We start from the raw sequence: 23440 nt of genomic DNA, 5'->3' as shown, positions 1-23440 counted from the left end.
GGGGACGAGTGCAGCGGCGGCCTCACTCGCGGCTTACCTACGCCGCCGAGCAGGTGTGAGTAGGTGTCCGAGGTGATCGAGATCGACGAGTGACCGAGCACCTTCGACACGATGCTGATGTCGACGCCGGCGCCAGGCGCAGCGATGCCGCACCGTGCCGGAGATCGTGCAGCCGCACATGCCGGAGGCCGGCGTCCTTGGCCAGCGCCCCGAATCGCTTGGTGACCGCGTTGGTCGGCGCGAGCGGGTTTCCGTCCTCCCGGGCGAAGACCGCGAGCCCGTGCAGGCCCCGCGGGTCGCATGAAATACCCGGTGGCGCAGAACGCCGCCGTAATCGGCCTGTTCGGCATCAAGGCCGAGGACATGCAGGACGCCCTCTTCGCCATGGACCCGACCACGGCAGTTGCCTCGTTGGGCAAGGTTGCTGGGGCGAACGGCTTGAATGGCCTCTCAGACACAAAACTGCCCCGTGCCAGTCACGGGGCAGCCGTACGTTCGGACGCTGTGCAGGACTTAGAGTTGATCACCAAGGACGAACTGGCGGCCCTGTTCCGCGTCCCGAAGAGCTGGGTCGACGAGCAGGTGTCGGCGCGGACGATCCCGTTCACGCGGCTCGGCGCCCGCCAGATCTGGTTCTCCCGCGCGGACATCGCCGCGATCCACCGCATGGGCCACGAGCCGCCACGGACGGAACGTCAGGTCACGGCAGTCGCCGCCACAGCGACTCGGCGGTGATGCCGAACCACTCGCGGCGACGTTTGTGGTGGTGCACAGGGTCCTTGTCCTCGGTGCGCCAGGCGTAGAAGCCGGCCTCCCGTTCCCATCCCGGCACGCGCCATTCGCCGAACCAGGTCACCTCGTAGCCGGGCCGGTCTTTCTCGATGCGCAAGCACTCGTCCAGAGCGCCCTCCGGCCAGCGGAGCCGCTCGGCCAGCAGGCGGCGGTTGCGCAGGGCCATCTCGACATCGTCATCGGTCACCACAGGTCCGCCTCGGCCTCGGACGTGGCCATCGCCGCGCCCAGCTGCCGACCGGTGTGGGCCAGCCGGCCATGCTGGCTGCCGTCCGCCCGCTTCCGCCAGGCCCGGAACGAGTAGCCGTCGGCCGCGTCCGCCCGGTGCTGGACGTCCCAGAGCGGGAACGCGGATCGAAGCGCCGCCAGCTCGCTCTCGAGGGTCCGCGGCCACGGGTCCCGGATCCAGTGACGGCTCGGCCGCTGCGGCGCGGTCACGCTCACCACCGGCCGCCTTGGCTGCTCCGGTGGGACTGGCCGGGGGTAAGCCGCAGCGGTGGCCGGCTGGCGCGTAGCTGCGGGACGGCGGCGGTCCGTTCGGTGGCCCAGTCAGGCGCGGCCGTTCGGTCGAAGAACTGCTGCCGTTCGAGGGTCTGCCGTACGACGCACGGCAGCTGGTTGCCGCAGTCACACCGTTTCCGCCACGGCCGCCACCACGATCGGCGAGAAGAGTGCTGGTAAGGGCCTCCGTGCCGTCCCATGCTGATCCGCCTCCTGCGTCCGCCACCCCGAGAGTGAAGACGGTGGGCGAGGAACTGGGGAACGCACACCCGCCGCCTTCAATTACGGACGGTAGGAGCTGCAGTGCGGTGCGCTGGTGCGGTTACGCACCAGGGGATCAATCCGATACGCCCATCCGCTCGCACAACCCCTGGACGGTCGACGCGCGTCGCGACTTGCGCAGCAGCACGCGTGCCGTCTCCCGAGCGGCGGCCGAGGACCGTGTGTGCTGCGGAGCCACGCGCTCTGCGGTCATCAGCATCCGCACCGCCTCGTCGTCGCGCCGTACGTCGGTCAACGCGCGAGCGAGATCCGTGTAGAGGTTGACCCGCCTGATCGGCGGCAACGTCGCCACGTCGAGCCCACTCGCCGTCTCCACAGCATCACCGGGCCGCCCGGTGTCGATCTGGTGCGCGACCGTCCACAAGCCGACGTTGCGCGCCCCCCACTGAAGATCCCACGCTTCGGTCTCGCCGGTGCGCTCGGCCAGTTGGGCGGCCTCGGCCAGGTGCCCCGCAGCTGCGCTCTCGTCCCTCATCCCGGTGGCGTGGTGTGCTCTGGCCAGGTGGGTGAACCCCAGGACGTCCAGGGCGGCCGGGGAGTCGGCGTGCTGCTCCAGCTCGTTGGCGGCTCGGTCCACCGCGGAGAATGCGGGACCGAACGCACCGGTGTTCGCGCTGACCCGACCTCGGTTGACCGCCGCGACGGCGAGCGCGGCCGGGTCGCCCAGGCGCTGGGCGGCCTCGATGGACCGCTGGGCGGCCAGCCAGGCGTAAGCGGGGTGCCCGAGGCTGAGCAACGCGCCCATGCCGACCCCGTAGACCTGGACAGCCGCAGTCAGTGCAGTAGCCGAGTCGGGACCGTGGGCGGCTGTGTGGAGCGCCGGGACCAGGGCGACCAGGCGGCTGAGAGCGCCGGCGTAGTCGGTGCGCGCGTAGAGGTCGCGGATCAGCTCGGACTCCCGCCAAAGATCTGCAGTCGCCTCTTCTCCGGCCGACGGTGGCTCGTCCAGCGGGAGGGCCATCATGGCCTGCCACAGCCGCTCGGAGGCAATGTGCGCGGACTCAAGCTGCCGGTCTGCGGGTGCGTACGGCTGGCCAGTCAGGTCGGTGATCGAGCATTCCAGTGCCGCAGCGATGTCCGCGATCATGTAGCGATCGGTGCGGAGCTCGCCTTTCTCGATGCGGGACCAGGTGGTGTGGGCGATTCCAGCTCGGCTGGCGGCATGACGGATGCTCCACCCGCGCAGGTCTCGACGGGTCTGGATACGCTCGCCGATCGACGGGTCGATCGGCACGGCACGGCGCGGCATATCGGTGCTCCCTGGTAGCGGTCAGGGTGGGGCGGCCGGCCGCTACAACCGCCCGCCCCGCTGGTCCAAGGCTATCTCTGCCCGCTCGTCGGCCCACGGGGTCACGTCGGCGCCCGCAGCAACGAGCTCCCACGGCTACACCGGGTGATCTCCAACAGCTCCCTCCGCCCATCCACCGCAGAGATGGCCCACGAGATCCGATTCTGGGGCAACAACGTGGCTCACGGCGACTTCGCCGACCCGGTATCGGCGGAGGAAGCTGAAGGCGTCTTGACCCTCATGGACGAAGTACTGCAAGAGGTGTTCCAGGCACCCGCGCGATTGGCGAAGGTCAGAGCGTTGAGGCAGCAGTCCGGCGACTCCAGCTCATCTGCAGCCAGCCCGCCGGCGCCTTAACGGGGCGAGTATCGGGGCGCCACAACACCATGGTGTTGCGGCGCCCCGCTGGTGCTACCGGATCGACCGGGCCCAGCCCAGCCGCCGACCGGACCGATCGTCTACCCGGTCGACCTGACGCTGCCGGCTCGGCCACTGCTCCGTGCCGGGACTCGTCGAGTACGGGTGGCAGCCGCTCCGGCCGGCCCCCCGACGACGACCAGACGACCGACCGCTGACCGGCGACAGCTCGGGTCACCGTGTGCCGGCGACGCCGGTGGTCACTCACCCGGCGCCGCGCCTCTTCCGCGTCGATCGTCGTCTTACGCGCCATCATGGACCTCGCCCTGATCGCTGCGTCGCATCTGTTGATCACGGAAACACCGGCCGAGTTGGCGGCCGCCGCAACTGCTGGGCCGCCTCTCGTACGGTCGGCGAAACGCCATGCGGCGCGACCGTCATCTGCGTCAGGTCTCCCACGATGACGATGCCTCCAGAACTGGGCCGGTGGCGCACCGACTGGAACAAAGCTGACGCACCCGGCGCGGATGTTTCAGCAGGCAGGGACGCATGCGTACCCGCGATCCTGAAACACATCCGGCGTTCTACGTGACGCAACCACAGGAGCCCCTGGAGAGCGGTGAAAGTGCGTCGGGTCTCGGCGTTCCGGGTCTGGTCCGTGGCGTCCAGGATGCGCATGCCGGCCGCGACAAAGCGGAGCACGGTGATCACAAGGGCGGTCATCGGGCACCCGCCCGGGCCAGCTCGGCCAGCCGCCGGAGCAGCCGGGAAAGCTGCGCGGCCCGACCGGCACCGAAGACGTACCGGTGCCGGTCGCCGGGACTGCTCGAGGCTCAGCAGGACGAAGGTTCCCGCGGGCACCGTGGCGCCCGCCGCGTCCTCGGGAACGGCCTCCAGCCACACCTCGACGTCGGTCAGACGGTCCTCGTCGCCGGGGGAGGCCTGCAGCGGCGGGGCACGGTGCTCGCCCCGCTCACCGGTCACCGGTGCACAGCGCGCGCCAAGCAACCGAAGCGGCCGGCCACAGGCGAGTAGCTGGGCACCAAGTGGTCACACGGTGGCCACGGACGCGCTGAACTGGGCGCGACAGTCCCGGCACGAATCATCACGACACGCGAGCCGTGACCAACGGAAACACTCACGCCGGTCACAGCTCATCACGTTCCGGCACGTTATTGAGCGGACTTTTGATCCATAGGTTCGGGGTTCGGGTCCCGGCGGCCCACTCTCTTTCCACCCGTGGTCGACCCCCCAGACCCCGGTTACGGTGGGCGCGCTCGCCGCCTCAGCTAACAGCCTTGAGGGAGCGGCGTGCGCCGGCTCAGCAGGGTACGGGTGACTCGCCGCGCAGCGCGTAGTCGGTTGTCGTCACTTCGACCGTCATGATCGTGGCCTTGGCGCTCAGCGGGAGCAGCGAGTTGTACGGGTAGTGGATCTCGGTCTGCCCCGGGCACGGCTCCGGCAGATCGGACGGGAACTGGGGGAGCCGGCCGATCAGGTGCATGACCGTGTCGGAGGGGCCGTCCGGCGGCGGTTTCAGATACCAGGAGAAGCTGAAGATGCTTTCTCCCTCACCGGTGAGATATTCCGACGAGTACGGTTTGTCCCCCAGTTTGGCCGTCACCGCGGCTGCCTCTTCCTTGGCCAGTTCGGCCAGGGTGACGGTGTTCCCCTCCGGCGCCGCGATGCGCATCGGCGAGGCGGACGAGGAGTCCACCCGGATCATCTCGATGGCCCCGTCGGCCGCGCAGACGGTGATCAGGTCGATCTGCTTGGGCGTCCAGCCGTGGCACACCTCGGTCCGGCCGCCCTCGTTGCCGCCGGCCTGCGGATAGCCATCCGCCTCCGAGGGGCCGAAGGCTTGAAGGGCGAAGTCGATGGTCTGCCCGAGGCACAGGCCGAAGAGACCGTCACAGGTCTGCTGCCGGGACAGGTGCAGCCCGTTACCCGTGGCGACGTACAGGAAGGGATCGGGTGCGGTCGGTGCCGTCGCCTCGGCCTTGGCGCTGCCGGCGCGCGGGCCTGTCCCGTCGCGGGCCAGGTAGATGCCGCCGGCGATGGCGAGAGCCACGACGGCCAAGCTGGCCATGACCACGGCGACCAGGCCGCGATGATTGATGATCTGCGTGTTGCCGGTGCCCACCTGCACACCCTGGGAGTGGCGAGCATCCACGGAAGGAGTGTTCGAGTGCTCGTCGTCGGGCGACATCTGTCCACCTTCCTGGGAGTCCTCAGGCGGCACACCATTGAAGGCCACCGTCCGTGCGGCTCGGAACCGGCCGAACAGTCGATTCCGGACAGACTCCCGTCGTCAGGCGAAAGTGTTGTTCTGGACGTTGTTCCAGTTCGACGCAGGGTTACGACGTGGCAGTGCCGGCGCGGTCGGCACTGCCACAATGGGGTCATGGAATTCGGCGGATCGATCGGGCGGGACGAGCTCTTCGCCCGGCAGGCCGAGCACCTGCGCCGCGCGCTCGCCGGGAGCGACATGCCGGTATTCGGGCTGGTCACCCGGCTCAGGCCGGCCGAGGAGACGTTCGGCGGGCTCCACACCACCGACGATCGGCTCGTCGCAGTGCAGGTGGCCTACGGGCGGGCGGCCGAGGTCGAGACCTCCCGGGCCGAGCCCAACGCCCTGCGCGAAACCCTCGAACACCACGTCCGGCGTGGCGGGGATCGATTCGCCGATTTCGAGTGGGCGGAGAGCCCGGCCGTCCTGCTCGTGAACGGCACCGGGGTGGAGGCCCGCAGGCTGCGTGCCGGCGAGCACTGGTGGCTCGTCCGCGGCGCCTGGGACGAACTCGAGATCACTGTCGTGGGGCACGACTGGCATCCTGGCGAGCTGGCCGTCGAGACGATCACCGATCCTCAGCCGATGCTCGACCGGCTGCGCACGCCACCCGATTTCGTGCACCGCGAGCCCGAGCCGCTCCCGGCCGGGCTGGGCCGCGAGCCGCACCAGGCCCTGGCCGAGGCGGTGGTGGCCAACGCCGCCGAACACGCGCGCTGGATGGCCGAGGGCGGACCCGAGCCGACCCTGCCGAGCTATTGGACGGCCCTGTGGGCAGCCGCCGTGCAGCGCCAGATCGAACTGAGCGACGCCCCCGAGGCCGACGCCGGTGACGCCGTCAGCGCCATGATGTCGCAGCTCGGCACCCTGCACCACGAGGCCGACTGGTTCCGCGACGACCCGTCCCGGCGTCGCCGCGCCATCGGCGAGACATTGCTCTACGGCACGGGCCTCGAAGCCGACGTGCCGAGCCGTGCCGCCCAGGAAGCCTGGAAGCGCGACGTCCATCAAGAGTGGAAAGCCGCCTGGCGGGAGTGGGCCGACAAGTAGTCGTCCCCCAGGCACCGTCCCGGCTGACGTCGTCTTCCCAAGCTTGCAGGCGACGCAGTGACGTAGAGGTAGACTACTCCGAAGTAAGATTCAATCTAGCTTCGGAGGGGCCGATGTTTGTAGGCCGGCGCGCCGAGCTGGATCTACTCGGCCGGGAAGTGGACCGCGTACAGCGCACGGGCGAAGGCCGCTCCGTGGCCATCCGTGGACGTCGGCAGGTCGGAAAATCGCGGCTGGTGCAGGAGCTGTGCGACCGGGCGGGGCTGCCGTACTGCTTCTATACGGCTGTCAAAGGCGCGTCGAGCACCGAATTGGTCGGCCACTTCCTCAGTGCTCTGCGGGATTCGTCGTTGCCGACCACGACCGGCCGTGACCTTCTACCCTCTCAGCCGCCTGCGGGCGGTTGGGGAGACATGCTGCGGGTCCTCGCCGGCGTACTGCCCGAAACGCCGAGCATCGTCGTGTTCGACGAACTGCCCTGGGTCTCGGAGCAGGACCCGACATTCGACGGGCATCTGCAGGTTGCCTGGGACCGTCTTGTTTCCCGCAAGCCTGTTCTGCTGCTGTTACTCGGGAGTGACCTGCACATGATGCAGCGGTTCACCGAGTACGACCGGCCGTTCTACGGCAGAGCCGCCAACCTGGTCCTTGGCCCGTTCAACCTTGCGGAAACCGCTGCCGTGACCGGGCTGGGCGGTGCGGAGGCCATCGATGCTCACCTGATCACGGGTGGACTGCCGGGCATCTGTCTGGAATGGACTCCCGGCGCGCTCCCGCTCGAGTTCCTGCAGGCGGAGATCGACAACAAGACCTCGGCGTTGTTCACCGTTCCCGAACAATCTCTGGCATCGGAGTTTTCCGCCCCGGATACAGCTCGGCGCGTTCTGGAAGCCGTCGGTGGAACCGGCAGTCGCACGTTCAGCAACATCGCCGCGGCCGCGGGCGACCGAGGTGGACCGGTCAGCTCCGGCACTTTGTCTCCGCTGCTCCATCGGCTCGTCGACGAGAAGCAGATTCTCGCCGTCGACAAGCCGCTGTCCACCAAGCCGAGCAAACTGGCCCAATACCGGGTCGCGGACAGCAATCTGCGGTTCTACCTCGCCGTCCTCCGCGATGTGCATCAGCTGCTCTTGCGCGACCGGACTGCCGCCGCCCGCCGCATTCTCGAAGCACGCTGGTCCTCATGGCGGGGCAACGCCGTCGAACCGATCATCCGTGATGCGCTGGCCATCGCCGCCGGCGCCGGGACACTGCCGTGGGCTGACACGTGGGAAGTCGGCGCCTGGTGGAATCGGCAAGCGAACCCGGAGGTCGACCTGGTCGGCGCCGACCGCGCCCCGGTCGCTTCGCGCATCGCGTTCGCCGGGTCCATCAAGTGGCAGGACGGCCCGTTCGACCGGCATCATCTCGACGAACTGCGCCGCCACGCTCCCGTAATTCCGGGCTTCCAACCCGGCGCCAGCGGCTTGGTCGTCGTCAGCCGATCGGGAGTTGACCTTGCTGCGGATGCCGTTGATCTGGTCTGGGGGCCGGACGACATCGTTCGCGCCTGGTCAGTCTGAGCGGATCGCCCTCGGCTCGGGAGATCGGTGGCGGCCGGTCGGTGACGTCATCAGGGAGTGTTAAATCAGTCACCCTCGATGAGAGGGTGTGTGAGAGATCGATCAACTACTCTGCCGCGTGAAGAGGGTCGTCTGAGTTCACCGCTTCTGAGCAGAGGGAGTGACTGTGCGCAAACGTGCGCATGCATGGGGGAGTTGCCTGATCACCGCGGCGCTCGCGGCGAGTTTTCTCGGGGGTGGCTCGGCTCTGGCTCTGGCTGGGGCCGATGAAGTTGCCGACGGGGCTCTGCCTTTTGTGGCCAAGGTCAGTTTCGGCGATGTCCAGAGCTGCAGCGGTGCGCTGATCGCGCCGCAATGGGTGGTCACGGCCAAGGAGTGCTTCGCCGAGGGCACTGCGCCGGTGACGGCGGCGACGCCTACGCGACCGGCCACCGTGGTGGTGGGACGGACCGACGTGTCGACCACGGCCGGCAGACGACTGAACGTCACCAGGCTGGTTCCGCACCCGGACCGCAATGTGGTGCTCGCCCAGCTGTCGGGAGCGGTCACCGGTGTCACCCCGGCGCCGATCAGCAAGAGCGCACCGGCCGCCGGCGACACGCTGCGGATCGCCGGGTTCGGGCGTACTGCGACCGAGTGGGTGCCGCCCCGGTTGCACGCCGGCACGTTCACCGTGCAGTCGGTCACCGATTCCGCAGTGGAAGTCGTGGGTGCGTCCGCCGGCGCGACGCTCTGCAAGGGCGACTCCGGCGGGCCGGCGTTCCGTGAGGTCGCGGGCGGCGTGGAGCTGGTCGGGATCAGCGACTCGTCGTGGCAGAAGGGTTGTGTCGGCGAGCCGGCTTCGGAGACCCGCGGTGAGGGCTACGAGACCCGGGTCGACGACCTGGCCGGGTGGATCACGTCGAACATCTCGGCTCGTCCGGCCGGCCTGCGGAAGGTCGTGCTCGGCGAGTTCACCCGGGACGGCTTCCAGGATGTGATCGGGGTCGACACGTACGGCGCGGGCTGGTGGTATCGCAGCACGTCGGCCTCGACGTGGAGCACGCCGGCGCGGCTGTCGAGCACGTGGAGCACGTACAAGGAAATGGTGGTCGGCCGGGTTGACCGCGACGCCTACGACGACCTGCTGATCCTCACCGACTCCGGTCAGCTGCTCCTCTACACGGGCACCGCAGCCGGCGGCCTGACCGGCAAGGGTCAGATCGGCGCCGGGTACGGCGGCTACCGCGACCTGGCGCTCGGCCGGACCGGTGGCGACACCTCCGACGCCCTGTATGCCATCGAGACGGCGACCGGCAGCTGGCTCAAGTTCCCGCAGACCGCCGCGGGCGGCGCCTTCTCGACCACGGGCACATCGGTCGGCGGCGGGTGGAGTTGCTGCAAGCAGAACACCTTCGGCAAGTTCAACAGCGACGCGTACCCCGATGTGGTCACGGTCGACTCGGCCACCGGCCGGCTGCGGCTCTACGCCGGAACGGCCAACGGCCGGCCCGCCGAGGCCGTGGTGCTCGACGCCGGCACCACCTGGGGTGGCGCGTCCGACCTGGCCGCGGGCAAGTTCGACAGCACCGGCCTCGACGGGCTGCTCTCGATCGACTCCGCCTCCGGCACCCTGTACGTGCACAAGCGCACCGCTGAGGGCGGCTGGGCCGACCGGACCACACTGGCCGGCACCGCGTGGCAGCGCCAGCCGTTCGACATGGTGCGCCTGGTCAGCGGCGAGTTCAACGGCAACAGCAACCCGGATCTGATCGGGATCGACGCCGAGGGCGTGGGCTGGCTGTTCCCCGGAACGACGGCCGGCACCTGGGGTTCGCCGGCTCGCTTGTCGAGCACCTGGAGCACGTACAAGGAACTGGTGGTCGGCCGGGTCGACCGGGACGCCGTCGACGACCTGCTCGTCCTCACCGACTCCGGTCAGCTGCTGCTCTACACCGGCACCACCACCGGTGCCCTGACCGGCAAGGGTCAGATCGGCACCGGCTGGGGCGGGTACCGGGACATGACCGTGGCGAAGCTCGACGACGACACGTATCCGGCGTTGTATGCCATCGAGACGTCGACGAACTTGTGGTCCAAGTTTCCGCAGACCGCCGCCGGGGGCGCTTTCAGCAACACCGGCACACTGGTCGGCCGGGGCTGGGGTTGCTGCAAGCAGAACATCACCGGCAAGTTCAACGAGGACAGCTATCTCGACCTGGTCACGGTCGAGACGGCCACCGGCAAGCTGCGGATCTACCCCGGTACGGCGAGTGGTGCGCTCGACGACGGCGTGGTGATCGACAAGGCCGGCACCGGGTGGGGCAACCGTGACCTGGCCGCCGTGCGCTCGGCTGCGACCGGCCGCGACTCGCTGCTGGCCAAGGACTCGTCCGGCGTGGCGCTGCTGTTCCCGAGCATCGCGCAGGGTCCCGGCATCGACTGGACCGACCCGATCTCGTACGGCCCTCGGGCCTGATCCCACGACGCGGGGCCCGGCAGCCGACAAGCTGCCGGGCCCCTTGTCCTGTCTGGACACGGCTGCGACATCGACGATGTTAAGCTCCGTCGCCCCCGGCCCGGACGACCAATCCCGGGCGGGGAAATCGGGGAGCCACCATGCATATTCTCAAGAGAGCCCTGCTGTGCGCGGCCGTCGCCACGACAGGCTCGATCGTTGCCGTCGGCGCGGCCGGCCAGCCGGCGCAGGCCATGAATTACACGGCGGCCACGCTCACCGCGTGGACCTGGACCGACTCCGGCGAACCGGCCGCGGTCACCGTCAACCCGGCCGGGGACGCACCCGTCGGCACCATCGACGGCCGGACCCATCGGGCCTATTTCACGTACGACCTGACTCCGTACCAGAAGCAGGCCCTGCATCTCGCCAACCTCTACTCCACCGAGCGCTCGGCCGAGGACTGCAGCCGGGTCGCGCCGGTCGAGGTGTGGCGCACGACCGCGGTCACCGGCAAGTCGAGCTGGCAGCGGCCGCCGCGCGAGCTCGAACTGGTCCGGTCGGCCCCGCTCGGTCCGGGCACCTGCCCCGGCGCCTACCTCGGCGTGGACGTGCTGCCGCAGCTCAAGGCAGCGATCTCGCGGCACGACAAGGCCATCACCTTCGGCGTACGGGTCTCGGCCGCCGACGAGGGCGACGGGGCGCTCGGCCGCACGATGCGGCGGTTCGCGCTCAGCCTGCAGTCCAACACCGTTCCGAAGGTGACGACCCGTGAGCTGCTCAAGCCGGATCGGCCCTGCGGCACACTGACCAGGCACCCGTCCGCGGGCGGCAACAACGTCGTGTTCAGTGCGACGGCGGTCGACCCCGACAACGGCATCACCCCGCAGATCTCGTACGCGTTCTGGCCCGTCGACCACCCGGACCAGCGCTCGGAGGGCGGCAACGTCCGCGACCTGACCGGCTTCGCCGACGGCACCGTGCTGGCGTGGGCGGCCCAGGCCGACGACCGGGACGACAAGAGCCCGTGGTCGAAGCCGTGTTATCTGACGGTGGACAACACCGCGCCGGCCACCCCGGCGGTCATCCACTCCCAGCAGTACGGGGTGCCCGACTACCCGGGTTCGGGCGGACCGGGCGTGGCCGGCACCTTCGTGGTCGACGCGGCCGACAACCGCGACATCGTGGCGTACGACTACGACTTCGGCGACGGCCGCCTGTTGCAGCAGGTGGCCACCGGCCGGCCCGGCGGCCGTGCCAAGATCGGCCTGACCCCGAGCTCCCGGGGCCCGGGCCAGTTGCGGGTGCGCCCGGTCGACGCGGCCGGCAACCGGGGCCCGTTCCAGGTCTTCCGCTTCCATGTGCGCGACACCGCGCCGTTCGCCACGGTGACCGTGGGCGGGGTCGGCCTGCCGAGCACCATCACGCTGGGCTCCCGGGCGGCCGACGCCACTGCTTTCGAGTACGCGGTCGACGACGGCCCGGCCGTCCGGCTGCCCGTGGTCGGCGGCGCCGCGACCGCCCGGATCGTCTTCGCCACCAAGGGGACGCACAAGCTCACCATGCGGGCCTACGCCGGATCGAAGCTGATCGGGTCGAGCACGCAGGACGTGCCGGTCAAGGACGAGCCGGCGGTCGGCTCCGACGAGTTCCGCTGGGACCTGACCCCGATCCTGGGCGACACGGGCTCGTTCCGCTTCAGCCCGAAGGCCGCCGGTGTCGTGGCGTACCGCTACGACTTCGGCGACGGCGAGGAGACGGTCGAGGCGGCTCCGGACGGGACGGCGGTTCTGCCGTGGACACCCCCGCGGGGCGGTCGTTTCAGCCTGTCCGTCCGGTCGGTGACCGCGGACGGGGTGCTCTCCGACCCCACCGTCTCGAGCTTCTCGGTGATCGACACCCACCCGGGTGTCGCGGTGGTCAGCGAGGGCCTGCCGGGCTACGACGGCGTCGGCCGGCCGGTGAAGATCGAGCTGCTCAGTGAGCTGCCCGGCGTCGCCGGCTTCGTCTACAGCTACGACGGCGGTCCCGAGAAGACCGTCGAGGAGGGCTTCCTCAGCTATGTCGAGGTGATCGCGACGCGGGCCGGGGACGCCTCGTTCACCGCCCGGGCCAAGCTGGCCGACGGCACGCTCTCGCCGGCCACCACGATCACGGTGCACGTGTCGGACGCGCCGCTGGTCACCGTGCGCGGGCCGTTCAGTCCGTGGCCGGTCGCCGGGTTGCCGGCCACCGCGACGTTCGAGCCGGCCCGGCCCGGTGTCGTCGAGTACCGGTACAACTGGGGTCTCGGTGACGAGGACCGGACGCTGGCCGCTGGTCCGGACGGCACGGCGACGCTGACCTGGACGCCGGAGACGGCGGGCTCCGTATCGCTGCACGTCGTCAGCGTCACCGGCGACGGCGCGGTGTCGACCGTCCGGGATCTGACGGTTCCGGTGGACGATCCGGCGGTCTCGGTGATGGCGACCTGGGACGACTGGAGCGAGAACGGCGGTCCGGGGGTGCCGGGCACGTTCAGCTTCTCCACCTGGATGACCGCGGAGTTCACCGTCGCGTACCGGTGGCACGTCGACGACGGCCCGGTGACCACCAGCCCGGCTGACCCGGCCTCCTGGATCACCGACGTCTCGTACACGCCGGTCCGGAGCGGCAGCAGCACGCTCTTTGTGCAGCAGGTGTTCACCGATGGATCGCTCTCACCAGTCACCGAATACCCGTTCCGCGTCGGTTAGGCCGCGTCGGTCAGTCCGCGTCGCGGTGCCACTCGCTCGAGCCGGAGTCGTCGGCGTCCGGCTCGAGCGAGACGTCCGGCACGATCGTGTCGCCGTCGATCTCGTACGTGTCGGGCTGCTCTTCTTCAGGGGCGTCGTCCATGGTGGTCGTCTCTCGTCGAGGTCAAGCCGTGCCGTAGGGCATAGCTTGCCGCCTCGGTGCGGTTGCGCGCACCGATCTTGGCGGCGTTGTTGATGTGTGTCTTCACGGTGGCCTCGGCCACGAAGAGAGCGGCCGCGATCTCGCCGTTGGTGCGGCCCAGCGCGATCTCACCGAGCACCTCGGCCTCGCGCTGGGTCAGCCCGTCGGGCAGCGTCTCCCGCTGGGGCGGCGCGGCCGGACGGCTCATGGCCTCGGTCAGCCGGGCGGCGACAGCCGGGTCGAACAGCGACTGGCCAGTCCGCGGCCGCACGCAGGGCCAGGCCGATCTCGGCGCGACCGGCGTCCTTGGTCAGGTAACCCCGTGCCCCGGCCGCGAGGGCGCCGGCTATCGACTCGTCGTCGGCGTAGGTGGTCAGCACGACGACGGCCACGTCGGGGAAGCGGTCGCGGATCTGGGCGGTGGCGGCCACGCCGTCGAGAACGGGCATCTTGAGATCCATCAGCACGACGTCGGGCCGGTGATCGGCGACCAGTTCGAGCGCCTGCCGGCCATCGCCCGCCGAGCCGACGACCTGCACGCCGTCGGTCAGCTCGAGCAGGGCGGTCAGCCCTTCCCGGACGAGTTGCTGGTCGTCCACGACGAGCACCCGCAACGGTTTGCTGGTCATCCCGGCACCTCCGCGGTGACTCGCCACGTGCCGTCGGCCATGCCTGCCTCCAGGGTGCCACCGACCAGGGCCAGCCGCTCCCGGGCGCCGGTCAACCCGTACCCCGGTCCGGTCTCTGACCCGGTCGCCGGATTCTCCACCGTGAGCCGGACCGCGGTGCCGGCGTAGTCGAGCGTGACTGTGACCGGCGCGCCCGGGGCGTGGCGGGCGGCGTTGGTCAGAGCCTCGCGCGGTGTGCGCTGCAGGGACACCTCGGCGCCGGACGGCAGAGCGCGCGGCGTGCCCGCGACACGCAGGGTAGCCGTGGCCGCGAAGTTCTCCCGGTGTACGGCGATCAGGTCCCCGAGCGCCCGGGCCAGCGGCGGCACATCCGCCCGCAACGCCGCCACCGCCGACCGCGCCTCGATCATCCCGTCCGCGGCCAGCCGCCGGGCCCGTCGCACGCGTTCCCCGGCCGCCGTGACGTTGCCCTTCTCGGTGAGCTGAGCCTCCGCGACTTCGAGCTGCACGGCCAGCGCGCCCAGCGAGTGGGCCAGCACGTCGTGCAGCTCGCGAGCGATGCGGGTCCGCTCATCCAGCGCGGCGGCCCGGGCCTGCGCCTCCTGCGTCCGCGACGTCTGCTCGAGCAGCAGTTCGGTCTGCTCGGCCCGCAGCCGATGCTCGCGACGGTGCAGGCTGAAGAGCACAACCAAAATGATCAGGGCGGGGTGGGTCAGCAGCGCGGTGGGACCGTGCCCGGCGATTCGCAACCCCACCAGCAGCACCACGATGAGCGCCCCGGTCAGCGACAGGATCGCCCACAGCGGCATGCGCGGCAGCAGCACAAAGGTGAAGAGCGACCCGTAGAGAAAGAGGTGGGCGGCCCCGTTGTTCGGCAGAGCCGACACCGCCGGCACCAGGGTGGCCGCCGCCAGCGCACCCCTGGCCGGCACCGGAAACCGCTGTCGGCCACCATCCAGAAGGTCCAGCAGACAAAGCTCGGAACGAGCGCCGGCCGGACGAGCGTGCTCTCCACCCCCGGATAGAAGAGCAGCGACCAGCCCAGCAGGCCGGTGAGCACAACCCGGACCCAGCCAGCCCGTCTCCGGGTCGTCGGCCCGTAAGAGCCGGAGTCCCGCCCGCCCGAGCCGGCCCAGCATCAGTCGCGTTCCCGCAACACCGTCAAAATCAGATCGAGCACCAGCAGACGGTAGGCGACGAAAGCCACCCCCACCACGGCCAGCACGACAAGAACCGCCACCACAACCCGCCCGGTCACCTTTCCACCCTCCTGCTCGAGCACCTTGCCCACGACGGCCCCGGCCACCCGCGACGTCCGGCTGCGCCGGTTCCCGCTGAGCAGATGGCTGGTGGCCTCGACGACTTCCCTGGTCCGAGAGTTCGGCTCGTTCATGCCCCGAACGCTACGAACAGAGGAGGGTGGACCGGCACCATCCGAGGGTGGAGATCAGGGTGGAGACCGCCTTCTCCGCTGCTACACTCGCGGACCGCCGCCCAATTTATTATTGGTCATCCTCGGAACCGCATAGCTGGAACCAGTAGAAGCCGTGGCCAGGCACCGTGAGCAAGTACGGCAATTGACCGATACGCGGAAAATTTACATGCCCGAAAAGTTCGACTGGCGTGTATCCGTTCCAGTGCTGCAGATTCAGTTCGATGGGCTGCGAGAAACGCGAAAGATTGTTTACGCATAGGACTACGTCGTCTCCGTCTTCGCGCAGGAAGGCCAGCATTGATGGGTTCGATCCGCCGAGCTCACGGAATGTGCCGGCCCCGAACGCCTCATGTCTGCGTCTTACCGCCAGCATCGTACGCGTCCAATTCAGCAGTGTGCTGGCATCGTCGCGTTGATTCTCGACGTTTACCAACGTGTAGCCGTAACGCGTGTCCGAGTTGGCCGGGATGTGCATGTGGTACTGCTCGGCGGTGGAGAAACCGGCATTTCGGTCGGGCGTCCACTGCATCGGCGTCCGTAGGGCGTCTCGGTTGCCGAGCCATATGTTGTCGCCCATGCCGATCTCATCGCCGTAGTAGAGCATCGGAGAGCCGGGCAAGGACAACAGCAGAGCGGTGAACAGCTGGATCTGGTTGCGGTCATTGTTGAGCAGCGGCGCGAGTCGGCGGCGGATACCGGAATTCGCTTTCATCCGCGGATCTTTGGAGTACTCGGAGTACATGTAATCGCGTTCTTCGTCGGTAAGCAACTCCAGTGTCAGCTCGTCATGGCTGCGCAGGAAGATGCCCCACTGGCAGTTTCCCGGGATGGCCGGTGTCTGTGCCATGATCTCGGATATCGGAAAGCGGGACTCGCGCCTCACCGCCATGAAGATGCGGGGCATCAGCGGGTAGTGGTAGGCCATGTGCATTTCGTCGCCACCGGTGGTGGGATCGCCGAAATATTCGACCAGGTCAGCCGGCCACTGATTCGCGTCGGTCATCAAGACCCGGCCCGGGAATTCGATGTCGACGATGTTGCGGCAGTGCTTGAGGAAGGCGTGCGTCTCAGGCAGATTTTCGCTGGCGGTGCCGTCACGCTCGAACAGATAGGGGACCGACCCCAGGAGCAAGCCGTCCGTGCCGAGATCGAGCCAGAAGCGCAGCACGTCGATCACTGCCTCCTGCACGGCTGGATTGTCGAAATTGAGATCCGGCTCCTGGCGTGAGAAGCGATGCCAGAAGTATTGCCGACGGATCGGGTCGAACGTCCAGTTCTGCTCCTCGCCGCCAATTTCGATCAGCCGAGCCTCCGGGTAGCGGTCGCCGGTGTCGCTCCATACGTAGAAGTCGCCATACGGCCCGTCGGGCTCACGCCGGGATTCTTGAAACCACGGGTGCTGGTCCGAGGTGTGGTTCAGGACAAGCGTGCAGACCACCCGGATGCCCCGCTTGTGGGTGACGTCCAACAAAGCAACGAAGTCCTCGACCGTACCCAACTCGGAGGACACCTTGTAGAAGTCGCGGATGTCGTGGCCGCCCTCGTGCCACGGCGAGTCGAAGATCGGCGCCAGCAAGAGGCAGTCCACCCCGAGCCACTGCAGGTAGTCGACGCGCTCAATGAGACCACGGAGGTCTCCCCAGCCATCGCTGTTCGAGTCGTAGAAGGACTGGACCAGCACCTCGTAGAACACCGCCCGTTGGAACCACGTGCGGTCGGCAGGCAGCGACCTGGCCCGGCCGAAGTCGTCTGCCGTGGGTGGCTCGACCACCGAGGCTAGTACGGTGATCTCGTCGGCTGGCTTCCCCGTCGGCATGGCTGCTCCTTCGTCCGGGCTGGTCGTTGGCCGGGCGGATGGCACCGGCGACTTCCGCGGACCCGGGATGGTGGCCCCTGGCTCGGCAGCTGTGCCGTCGATGGGCAGACGCACGGTGTGAAAAGGAACTCCGCCGGACGTCGTAAGCGTGAGCCAGAGTGCGGCACCAGTGAAGTCTTGGGCCTGTTCGGACACGTGGGCGATGAACTGCGCCGGGCCGTAGGTACCCCCGAAGCGGTGAAGCACCACGCCGGGATCGCCCAGAGCTCGGACCTCGCACAGCGGCCGACCGTCGATCATGCAGCCGATGGCCAGCTCTTCGTCGTCGTACGGCCACGTGGTCTCGTCGATGGTGAGGTCAACGCTGACCAGGTAGGACTGGCCTGGCTCGACCCGTTGCGGCCAACTGACGACGGGTAGGACGGTCACCGCGCGGACCGGCTCGGTCATGACTGCTCCAGGGCGAAGATCGCGTCCGGGTGACCGTAATACACGAACATGGACGTGTAGAGGAAATTCAGGATCGCGGCCTGTTGGCGCGGCTCGAGGTTACGGGTGGTCTTCGGGAGGCTCTTGACGGCGTCCGCCCGCCGGCTCCGGAGCAACTCGGGAATGTGTACCCCGCCGGCTCGGGCGTCCCGGATGATGCGTCGGGCGAGAGCAGCCGATGATCCGGTCGGTACTTCGCCCAGGGTCGCGACCACGGCTGCGGCCGCATTACGGAGGAAGGTTTCGGCGAAGCTGTGGCCCAGCGCGTCACCGTAGGCTGGATCGAAGCTTGGCGTAGCGGAATCGCAGGCGTTCAGAAACACCATCGGTTGGGACAGCTGGACAGCCGGGAGCCAGTCGTCGAACTCGGCCAGGGTCACGTCGGCCAGGCGCTTCTTACTCAGATCGTCGCTGTGCCGGCCGTGCGCCCGCACGTAGATGACTCCGTATGAGTCCACCTCGGCCAGCAGCTCGTCAAGTAAGTCACCCAGCTTGGCCATCCGGCGGCAGCTGGCCAAGCCGGCGATGCTCTGCGCGTCATCCTCGACCAAGCGGGGATCTTCGAACGCCAGTATCTCGCCTCCGGATCGGAACGGCCCCGGCGCCGCACTGAACTGATCGTGCCTGTGCTCGTCCCGGATAGTCATCCACCTGGTGATCTGTGTGGTCACGCCAAGCCAGTCAGGCGGCCCGTCCAGCTTGTGCCGGATCAGCTCCCAAGGGATGCCGAGGTCCGTGTCGTCCCAGACGACCAGATGCAGGTCGGGACCAGCGGCCCGGCGGATCCGGGTAAGCCATTTGCCGAGTTCGAACTTCGTGTCCGACCACTGGCGAATGAATTGGTAGTAGTCGACGGCCGCCGTCAGGATGGCGACCTCGTCGCGGCCGTCCTCCGGGCCGGCGAGCGCTGCGCCGATGTCGGGCGCGGCCTTCCGCCAACCGGCTGATTCGTCGATCCAGACATGGCCCCGAAAATATCCTTCGAAGCGGTAGCGGACCTGCCCGTCGCGCTCCGTCCAGATGATCTTCATGAGGGCCGTGTCCGGCTTGAGCTCTTCGCTTAAATCTTGTTTCTCGGCATGTGACACCGAGATGCCCACCGCAGCTGGCGAAGGCATCCGCGGCGCTTCGCGCCGCGCTGCGGCCTGCGGGTCCGGCCGACCGCCGGGCGCGTCCGGCTCTGCCTTCAAGAGGCGGGCGATGCCCTCAGCCGTCATGACTTGGCTCCGTGCGGGCAACGATTCCGCCCATCGCGTCGGCCAATGCGAACGGAAGGTCCCGGTAGTGTGCGAGGCTCGGTGGCGCCAAAATCACCACTCGGACGGCCGGCAGTCGCGCCGCATCGGCGGCGACCGTCACCGCGTCATCGATACCCGCCCGGTTGACCGCCGTCGGGCGCAAGTTGCGCTGGCTCGCCTCCAGAGGAATGTTGCCACGGCCGTCGGACACTACGACCAGCCAGGAGCCCTCCGGACGAATCGGTAGATTCCTGAGGTACAGGCGCATCTCCTGGATTGCCAGGTCAAGACCGGCAGCCAACGGCGTAGCCCGACCGGGATGCCGGCCAAGCGCAGTATCGAGTCCGGGGTCGAGTGTGCCGCCCAGTCGCCGCCGGATGGCGCGCAACTCGGCCTCGGTCTCGCGGTGGCCGAGCTCGATGAGACTGACCGCCGACCGTTGGGTGTAGGCCCACCGCAGGTACGGGCTCAGAGCGGCGGTGAAATTCCAATCCCGTCGGCAGGAGTGGTCGATCATCAGGACCAGAGCCGTATCGGGCAGCGGTTGCCGCCGGTGCCGGCGTAGGTCCGATGGGCGAATCGTGAGGTGGTGTCGCACCGACTGGAACTTCGCCGCCTCAAGCATCGTAGGAACCACCGCGATGTCCGCCAGTTGCCGGGTCGGTTCGGCGCCGATGATGGTTCCTCGTCGCTGGGACGGGCTGCCAACGCGTTGCCATGGCCGACGCAGCGACGCGTATTCGGCGATCGAGGTGTCATCGTTCTCCGGATACAGGGTTTTCTCCGGTTCGATCAACGCTGCCCGGCCCGGGGGGAGCGCGGTCGCCGCGAGCCGGACAGACGGGCCCGCGCCGGTCGGTTTCCGCTCGGCGACAGGTACGGTGGAGGGCTTCACTTCCGGCCGCTCGCTGCGCGCTTCAGCTGTCGCGCTCGTCGCGGTCGACGACGCGCTCGTTGCGTTCGACGACTGCGGAATCACTACCTCCTCGGCGACAGCGGAGGCGGGCTGCGGTGTCGGCAGAGGGGTCGGAACGGCATTGTCGTCGGCGGCACCGACTGGCAGTCCCATCAACCGCGCCGCGGCCCGGACGTGATCCTCGTCGACGACGTCGGCCACTTCCCAGGCCGCGATGGCGCGAGCCGTACGGGCGAGCGCGAGATCACGCCGGTGGGGGGCCGTGGTGGCGCCGATAAGGTCCGTGACGAGATCGATAGCCTCAGGACTCAACGTCGGTGGCCGTCGCTGGGATGACCAGCGGCGGACCGGCATCGGCGCCGGAAGGACCGGCATCAACGGCTCGTCGCCGGCCGTCTCGAGGCATTTCCGCACGGCCTTCGGATCGAACGGCTGACGGCTCAGGTCGCGGGCGTCCACCCGCATCGGGAAGCGGTCGAGCAGATGAGGTGAGAGCCGCGGCAGATCTGATCGCGCGCAGGCGCTCAGCCACCGAGAGCCAGGTGCCCACTCGGCATGCATCCCGTGCCGGTCGGCCACTCCAACCCAAGATCCGATCAGGACGGTGGCGGCACGGGTCACCGCCAGTCCGGCTCGGGCCAGGTCCGGCACAATGATCGTCTTGGGTGGCGCACCGGGCGCATCGATGAGCGGGCCCGGTGTCGGGCGGAATCCCATTGGCGTGACATTCTGCGGACTGACTCGCCACCACAGATCTTCGTCGGTGTCGGCCGCGCCCAGCGTGACGATGTCATGCGACCCGTCCGGCCCGGCGAGCGAGTCGTTGAGCCAAGTGGCCAGCCGCTGAAGGAGATCGGGACGCAGATCGATGAAGAGCACACCGCCCAGACGCGAGTCGAGGGCAAGGCAGGATAGCACGCCTGTGATCCGTTCGAGGACGGTGTCTGCCGGCTGCACGACTTGGTCAGCTCGCCGCCGGTGCGACGTCACCCAGGCAGGCGGCCAATAAACTGTCGTCTTCGATGGACCAGGAACGTAGCCGGCCGCTGTCGCTCGTGGCCCGGCGATGGATGAGGGCCATGGGTGTGACCTCAGCCAGCAGTTTCGGCGTTATCGCGGGGCTGTTCCGGATCGCGGCGAGCGCGCGAGCCGCGCGGAGCATGGCCAGCTCGCCACGGTGGCCCTCAACGTCGAACAGTTCCGCGATCCGGCCGGCAATCTCGATGATCCCCGGCGGGACGGCGACGTCATCGAGCCGCTGCCGCGCGTTCTCAAGTTGGAGGTAGCGCTTGTTGTCGTCGCGGTAAAGAGCTCCGACCTTCCCGCCGAGTTCGATGACCTGCTGCTCGAAGTCCAGAACCTCGGTCAGCACCTGGGATCGCAGGTTGGCCTCGCTTGCCGCTCGCACCGGAATCACCAGGCCGAATCGGTCCAGCAGCTGCGGCCGCAGGCTGCCTTCCTCGGGGTTCATGGTGCCAACCAGGTTGAAGGCGACCTTCACGTTCTCCTTCTTGACGCCGTCGCGCTGTACCGTCAGGATCCCGGTTGCGGCCGCGTCGAGGATGATGTTGACGAGGTGGTCCTCAAGCAGGTTGACCTCGTCGATGTACAGCATTCCGGGAATCTTCCTGCCACCCGCCTCGTCGGTCGTCCCGGGCTCCTTTTCGCCGCCCACCTCCTCGAGCAGCCCCGCCTTCCAGACGGTGCGGCCGTCGACCAGATCCTCCACGCTCCAACCGCCGACGATCCGGTCCTCAGTAGCGCCGATCGGCAGAGTCACCGGAAGTCGGCCGGACACCATGCGGCCGAAGGCGCGAACCGTCGTCGACTTGGCCGTGCCGCGTTGACCAGTGGCCAGCACGCCGCCGACGGCCGGTTCGACGTAGGAGATCTCGAGTGCGAGTTGCAACGTCGCCTGTCCGACGATCCGGCTGTAGGGCAGGACGAGCGGATCGCCGACCTTCGGCTGGGCTGGGCTGGTCATCGGCGCCTCGTATCACTCGTGAACGTACGGACGAAGGAGCGGGACCCCTTGGCGCAGCAAGTCGCTGATCTGCTGATTCAGCAGGCGTTCGGTCTGGTGGTCAGTCGGAAGCGGCAGGTGCAAAGCCTTCACGAGAGCGAACCGGTGCACGTCGAGTGCAGAACGAACGGCCGCCCCGTACGCCGTCGCCGCTCGTACCGCGCCGATGTAGCTGAGCGCGGCAAGCGCCGCGGGCGCCGCAGCCAGCAGTGCCCACCAGCCAGATCGCGGAAGGACGAGCACTGCCGTGGCGACCGCGGTCAGCGCCGTGACGGCGCACAGCCGTGCCGAAGCGTCCAAACTGTCCCGCAGATCATCCACGATCGCGCGGAACGGATCCGGGAGCAGGGGATAAAGTCGCGGCCAGGCAACCACCGCGTCCAGCCCGTACGCGGCTCCCGCAGTCTCCGTGGTGGCGGCGAGGACATTGCCGAGAGTGGTGGGCCGGACGTTGTACTCAGCCGGGTAGCGACTTCGGAGGCGTTGTGCAGCGACTCCGGCTTCTTGGATCAGCTGGTCGTGCCCGGGAGCGCCGACGGCAGCTTTCAGACGTGACTCGGCTCGGTCGGCCAGCAAGGCGCGGCGCCATCTGTGGAACCGTCTGGCCAGGCCCGACCCGAGCCAGGACGGATATTCCCCTTCGAGCACCCGCACCAGGCCGGCTTGAAGGGGCTGCAGGATGACCGCGATCAGGACGATGCCAAGGGCCAGCAACAGAGCCTCGATGACGGTCAGGCTCTTGGCGGTCTTCCACGCCTCATCGAAGTGCACCCGTTCGAACGGGGCGCCGGCCCAGACCAACATGATCAGGAACAGAGCACCCGCATACGTAGGCAGGTAACCGGTCCGGAAGAACCGTGATGAGGCCAAGGTGTCTGGCGGCTTACCCGCAGCTTCAAGGCTCATCGGCGCAGCGCCATCTCGCCGTGTCCGGCGCAGCGAGGTAGGTCGCGCGGATCGTAGAAAATGCGATGGTCCTGAGTCCCGCAGTCGGGGCAAACGAACACGAGCAGCCGGTACTGCGTGGAGTCGACGGTGAGTTCCAGACGCTCTCCGGTGCCGACATTGGAGTCGGCGGCCGTGCCCTGGCTGCGGGCGAGGCTGCGCCGCGAGACGACACCGATACTCACGCCAGCGAGGATTACCGTGGCGGCATCCACTCCGGGGTGCTCGCGGAAGTAGTAGTCGACGTCGAGCTGGGCCGCGTCGTACGAGGCGGCGCCGCTGAGATCGATTGTCTCGGCTGCCGTGGGTGCCCACCGGTCGAGCAATCCGGTCAGCTCGAAAGCCAGCTCGTCGTGGTCCACACCCTCGCCGTTCAGTGATCACCGCCATCACACGGGTCGTGACGGAGTGTCCAGATCACACGATGCCACTGCGAACGTCAATCCTCCTGCCGCGTCGAGTTCGACTGGTCCA

General features: G+C 68.5%; 22 protein-coding genes. 6 read left to right on the top strand and 16 right to left on the bottom strand.

Going from position 1 to position 23440, the window contains the following annotated elements; all coding sequences use genetic code 11:
* The first annotated feature begins 300 nt into the window (after positions 1-300).
* A complete protein-coding gene (locus NAG42_RS08730; protein WP_250029296.1) occupies positions 301-735 on the top strand; it encodes a helix-turn-helix transcriptional regulator in 435 nt (144 codons plus the stop codon).
* Here NAG42_RS08730 and NAG42_RS08725 read toward each other — a convergent pair.
* The 3 genes from NAG42_RS08725 to NAG42_RS08715 all read right to left on the bottom strand — a co-directional run bounded on the left by NAG42_RS08725 (position 701) and on the right by NAG42_RS08715 (position 2791).
* Positions 701-979: a hypothetical protein gene (locus NAG42_RS08725; protein WP_250029295.1), complete on the bottom strand. Its 279-nt coding sequence runs from the start codon at positions 977-979 to the stop codon at positions 701-703. The genes NAG42_RS08730 and NAG42_RS08725 overlap by 35 nt on opposite strands.
* Complete coding sequence (locus tag NAG42_RS08720) at positions 976-1230, bottom strand: hypothetical protein (protein WP_250029294.1); 255 nt, start codon at positions 1228-1230, stop codon at positions 976-978. Before NAG42_RS08720 ends, NAG42_RS08725 begins: the two co-directional genes overlap by 4 nt.
* A 400-nt stretch (positions 1231-1630) precedes the next feature.
* On the bottom strand, positions 1631-2791 hold the full coding sequence (locus NAG42_RS08715; RefSeq protein ID WP_250029349.1) for a helix-turn-helix domain-containing protein: 1161 nt from the start codon (positions 2789-2791) through the stop codon (positions 1631-1633).
* 177 nt (positions 2792-2968) lie between these two features.
* On the opposite strand from NAG42_RS08715, the gene NAG42_RS45300 reads away from it, so the two are divergent.
* A complete protein-coding gene (locus NAG42_RS45300) occupies positions 2969-3220 on the top strand; it encodes a DUF4145 domain-containing protein (protein ID WP_369077095.1) in 252 nt (83 codons plus the stop codon).
* 351 nt (positions 3221-3571) lie between these two features.
* Here the strand turns inward: NAG42_RS45300 and NAG42_RS08710 are convergent, their stop codons facing one another.
* Complete coding sequence (locus NAG42_RS08710) at positions 3572-3943, bottom strand: hypothetical protein (protein ID WP_250029293.1); 372 nt, start codon at positions 3941-3943, stop codon at positions 3572-3574.
* Between the two features lie 598 nt (positions 3944-4541).
* Complete coding sequence (locus NAG42_RS08705; protein ID WP_250029292.1) at positions 4542-5429, bottom strand: hypothetical protein; 888 nt, start codon at positions 5427-5429, stop codon at positions 4542-4544.
* Between the two features lie 195 nt (positions 5430-5624).
* On the opposite strand from NAG42_RS08705, the gene NAG42_RS08700 reads away from it, so the two are divergent.
* The 4 genes from NAG42_RS08700 to NAG42_RS08685 all read left to right on the top strand — a co-directional run bounded on the left by NAG42_RS08700 (position 5625) and on the right by NAG42_RS08685 (position 13294).
* The gene (locus tag NAG42_RS08700; RefSeq protein ID WP_250029291.1) at positions 5625-6560 is read left to right on the top strand and encodes a hypothetical protein; all 936 of its coding nucleotides are present in this window, start codon (positions 5625-5627) and stop codon (positions 6558-6560) included.
* Positions 6561-6673: 113 nt separating this feature from the next.
* Positions 6674-8122, top strand: coding sequence for an ATP-binding protein (locus NAG42_RS08695; RefSeq protein WP_250029290.1), 1449 nt, complete (start codon positions 6674-6676; stop codon positions 8120-8122).
* A gap of 166 nt (positions 8123-8288) precedes the next feature.
* Positions 8289-10580 (top strand): S1 family peptidase, encoded by a 2292-nt coding sequence (locus NAG42_RS08690; RefSeq protein ID WP_250029289.1) that lies wholly within the window; start codon positions 8289-8291, stop codon positions 10578-10580.
* A 140-nt stretch (positions 10581-10720) separates the two neighbouring features.
* On the top strand, positions 10721-13294 hold the full coding sequence (locus NAG42_RS08685) for a hypothetical protein (protein WP_250029288.1): 2574 nt from the start codon (positions 10721-10723) through the stop codon (positions 13292-13294).
* Positions 13295-13304: 10 nt separating this feature from the next.
* Here the strand turns inward: NAG42_RS08685 and NAG42_RS43985 are convergent, their stop codons facing one another.
* From NAG42_RS43985 to NAG42_RS08640, 11 genes are all read right to left on the bottom strand, one after another.
* Complete coding sequence (locus tag NAG42_RS43985) at positions 13305-13436, bottom strand: hypothetical protein (RefSeq protein WP_284044958.1); 132 nt, start codon at positions 13434-13436, stop codon at positions 13305-13307.
* Positions 13420-13614: a response regulator transcription factor gene (locus NAG42_RS44825; RefSeq protein ID WP_308201128.1), complete on the bottom strand. Its 195-nt coding sequence runs from the start codon at positions 13612-13614 to the stop codon at positions 13420-13422. Before NAG42_RS44825 ends, NAG42_RS43985 begins: the two co-directional genes overlap by 17 nt.
* The gene (locus tag NAG42_RS08680) at positions 13604-14104 is read right to left on the bottom strand and encodes a response regulator (RefSeq protein ID WP_308201127.1); all 501 of its coding nucleotides are present in this window, start codon (positions 14102-14104) and stop codon (positions 13604-13606) included. Before NAG42_RS08680 ends, NAG42_RS44825 begins: the two co-directional genes overlap by 11 nt.
* Complete coding sequence (locus NAG42_RS08675; RefSeq protein ID WP_250029287.1) at positions 14101-15036, bottom strand: sensor histidine kinase; 936 nt, start codon at positions 15034-15036, stop codon at positions 14101-14103. The genes NAG42_RS08680 and NAG42_RS08675 overlap by 4 nt, the downstream gene beginning before the upstream one ends.
* Before the next feature lie 206 nt (positions 15037-15242).
* A complete protein-coding gene (locus NAG42_RS08670; protein ID WP_250029286.1) occupies positions 15243-15497 on the bottom strand; it encodes a hypothetical protein in 255 nt (84 codons plus the stop codon).
* Between the two features lie 109 nt (positions 15498-15606).
* Positions 15607-17805 (bottom strand): maltose alpha-D-glucosyltransferase, encoded by a 2199-nt coding sequence (treS, locus tag NAG42_RS08665; protein ID WP_250029285.1) that lies wholly within the window; start codon positions 17803-17805, stop codon positions 15607-15609.
* On the bottom strand, positions 17802-19061 hold the full coding sequence (locus NAG42_RS08660; protein ID WP_250029284.1) for a CHAT domain-containing protein: 1260 nt from the start codon (positions 19059-19061) through the stop codon (positions 17802-17804). Before NAG42_RS08660 ends, treS begins: the two co-directional genes overlap by 4 nt.
* Positions 19051-20955, bottom strand: a complete 1905-nt coding sequence (locus NAG42_RS08655) for a hypothetical protein (RefSeq protein ID WP_250029283.1) — start codon at positions 20953-20955, stop codon at positions 19051-19053. Before NAG42_RS08655 ends, NAG42_RS08660 begins: the two co-directional genes overlap by 11 nt.
* 7 nt (positions 20956-20962) lie before the next feature.
* Positions 20963-21982 carry an AAA family ATPase gene (locus NAG42_RS08650; RefSeq protein WP_250029282.1) on the bottom strand — a complete coding sequence of 340 codons (1020 nt, stop codon included), beginning with the start codon at positions 21980-21982 and terminating at the stop codon, positions 20963-20965.
* Between the two features lie 12 nt (positions 21983-21994).
* Positions 21995-22927, bottom strand: a complete 933-nt coding sequence (locus tag NAG42_RS08645; RefSeq protein ID WP_250029281.1) for a hypothetical protein — start codon at positions 22925-22927, stop codon at positions 21995-21997.
* Positions 22924-23328, bottom strand: a complete 405-nt coding sequence (locus NAG42_RS08640) for a hypothetical protein (protein ID WP_250029280.1) — start codon at positions 23326-23328, stop codon at positions 22924-22926. The genes NAG42_RS08645 and NAG42_RS08640 overlap by 4 nt, the downstream gene beginning before the upstream one ends.
* Between the last annotated feature and the right edge of the window lie 112 nt (positions 23329-23440).

The sequence above is a fragment of the Paractinoplanes maris genome (genome assembly GCF_023544465.1).
GTDB lineage: Bacteria > Actinomycetota > Actinomycetes > Mycobacteriales > Micromonosporaceae > Actinoplanes > Actinoplanes maris.
The sequence above is the reverse complement of the archived record's forward strand: the minus strand, read 5'-3'. Positions and strand labels throughout refer to the sequence as shown.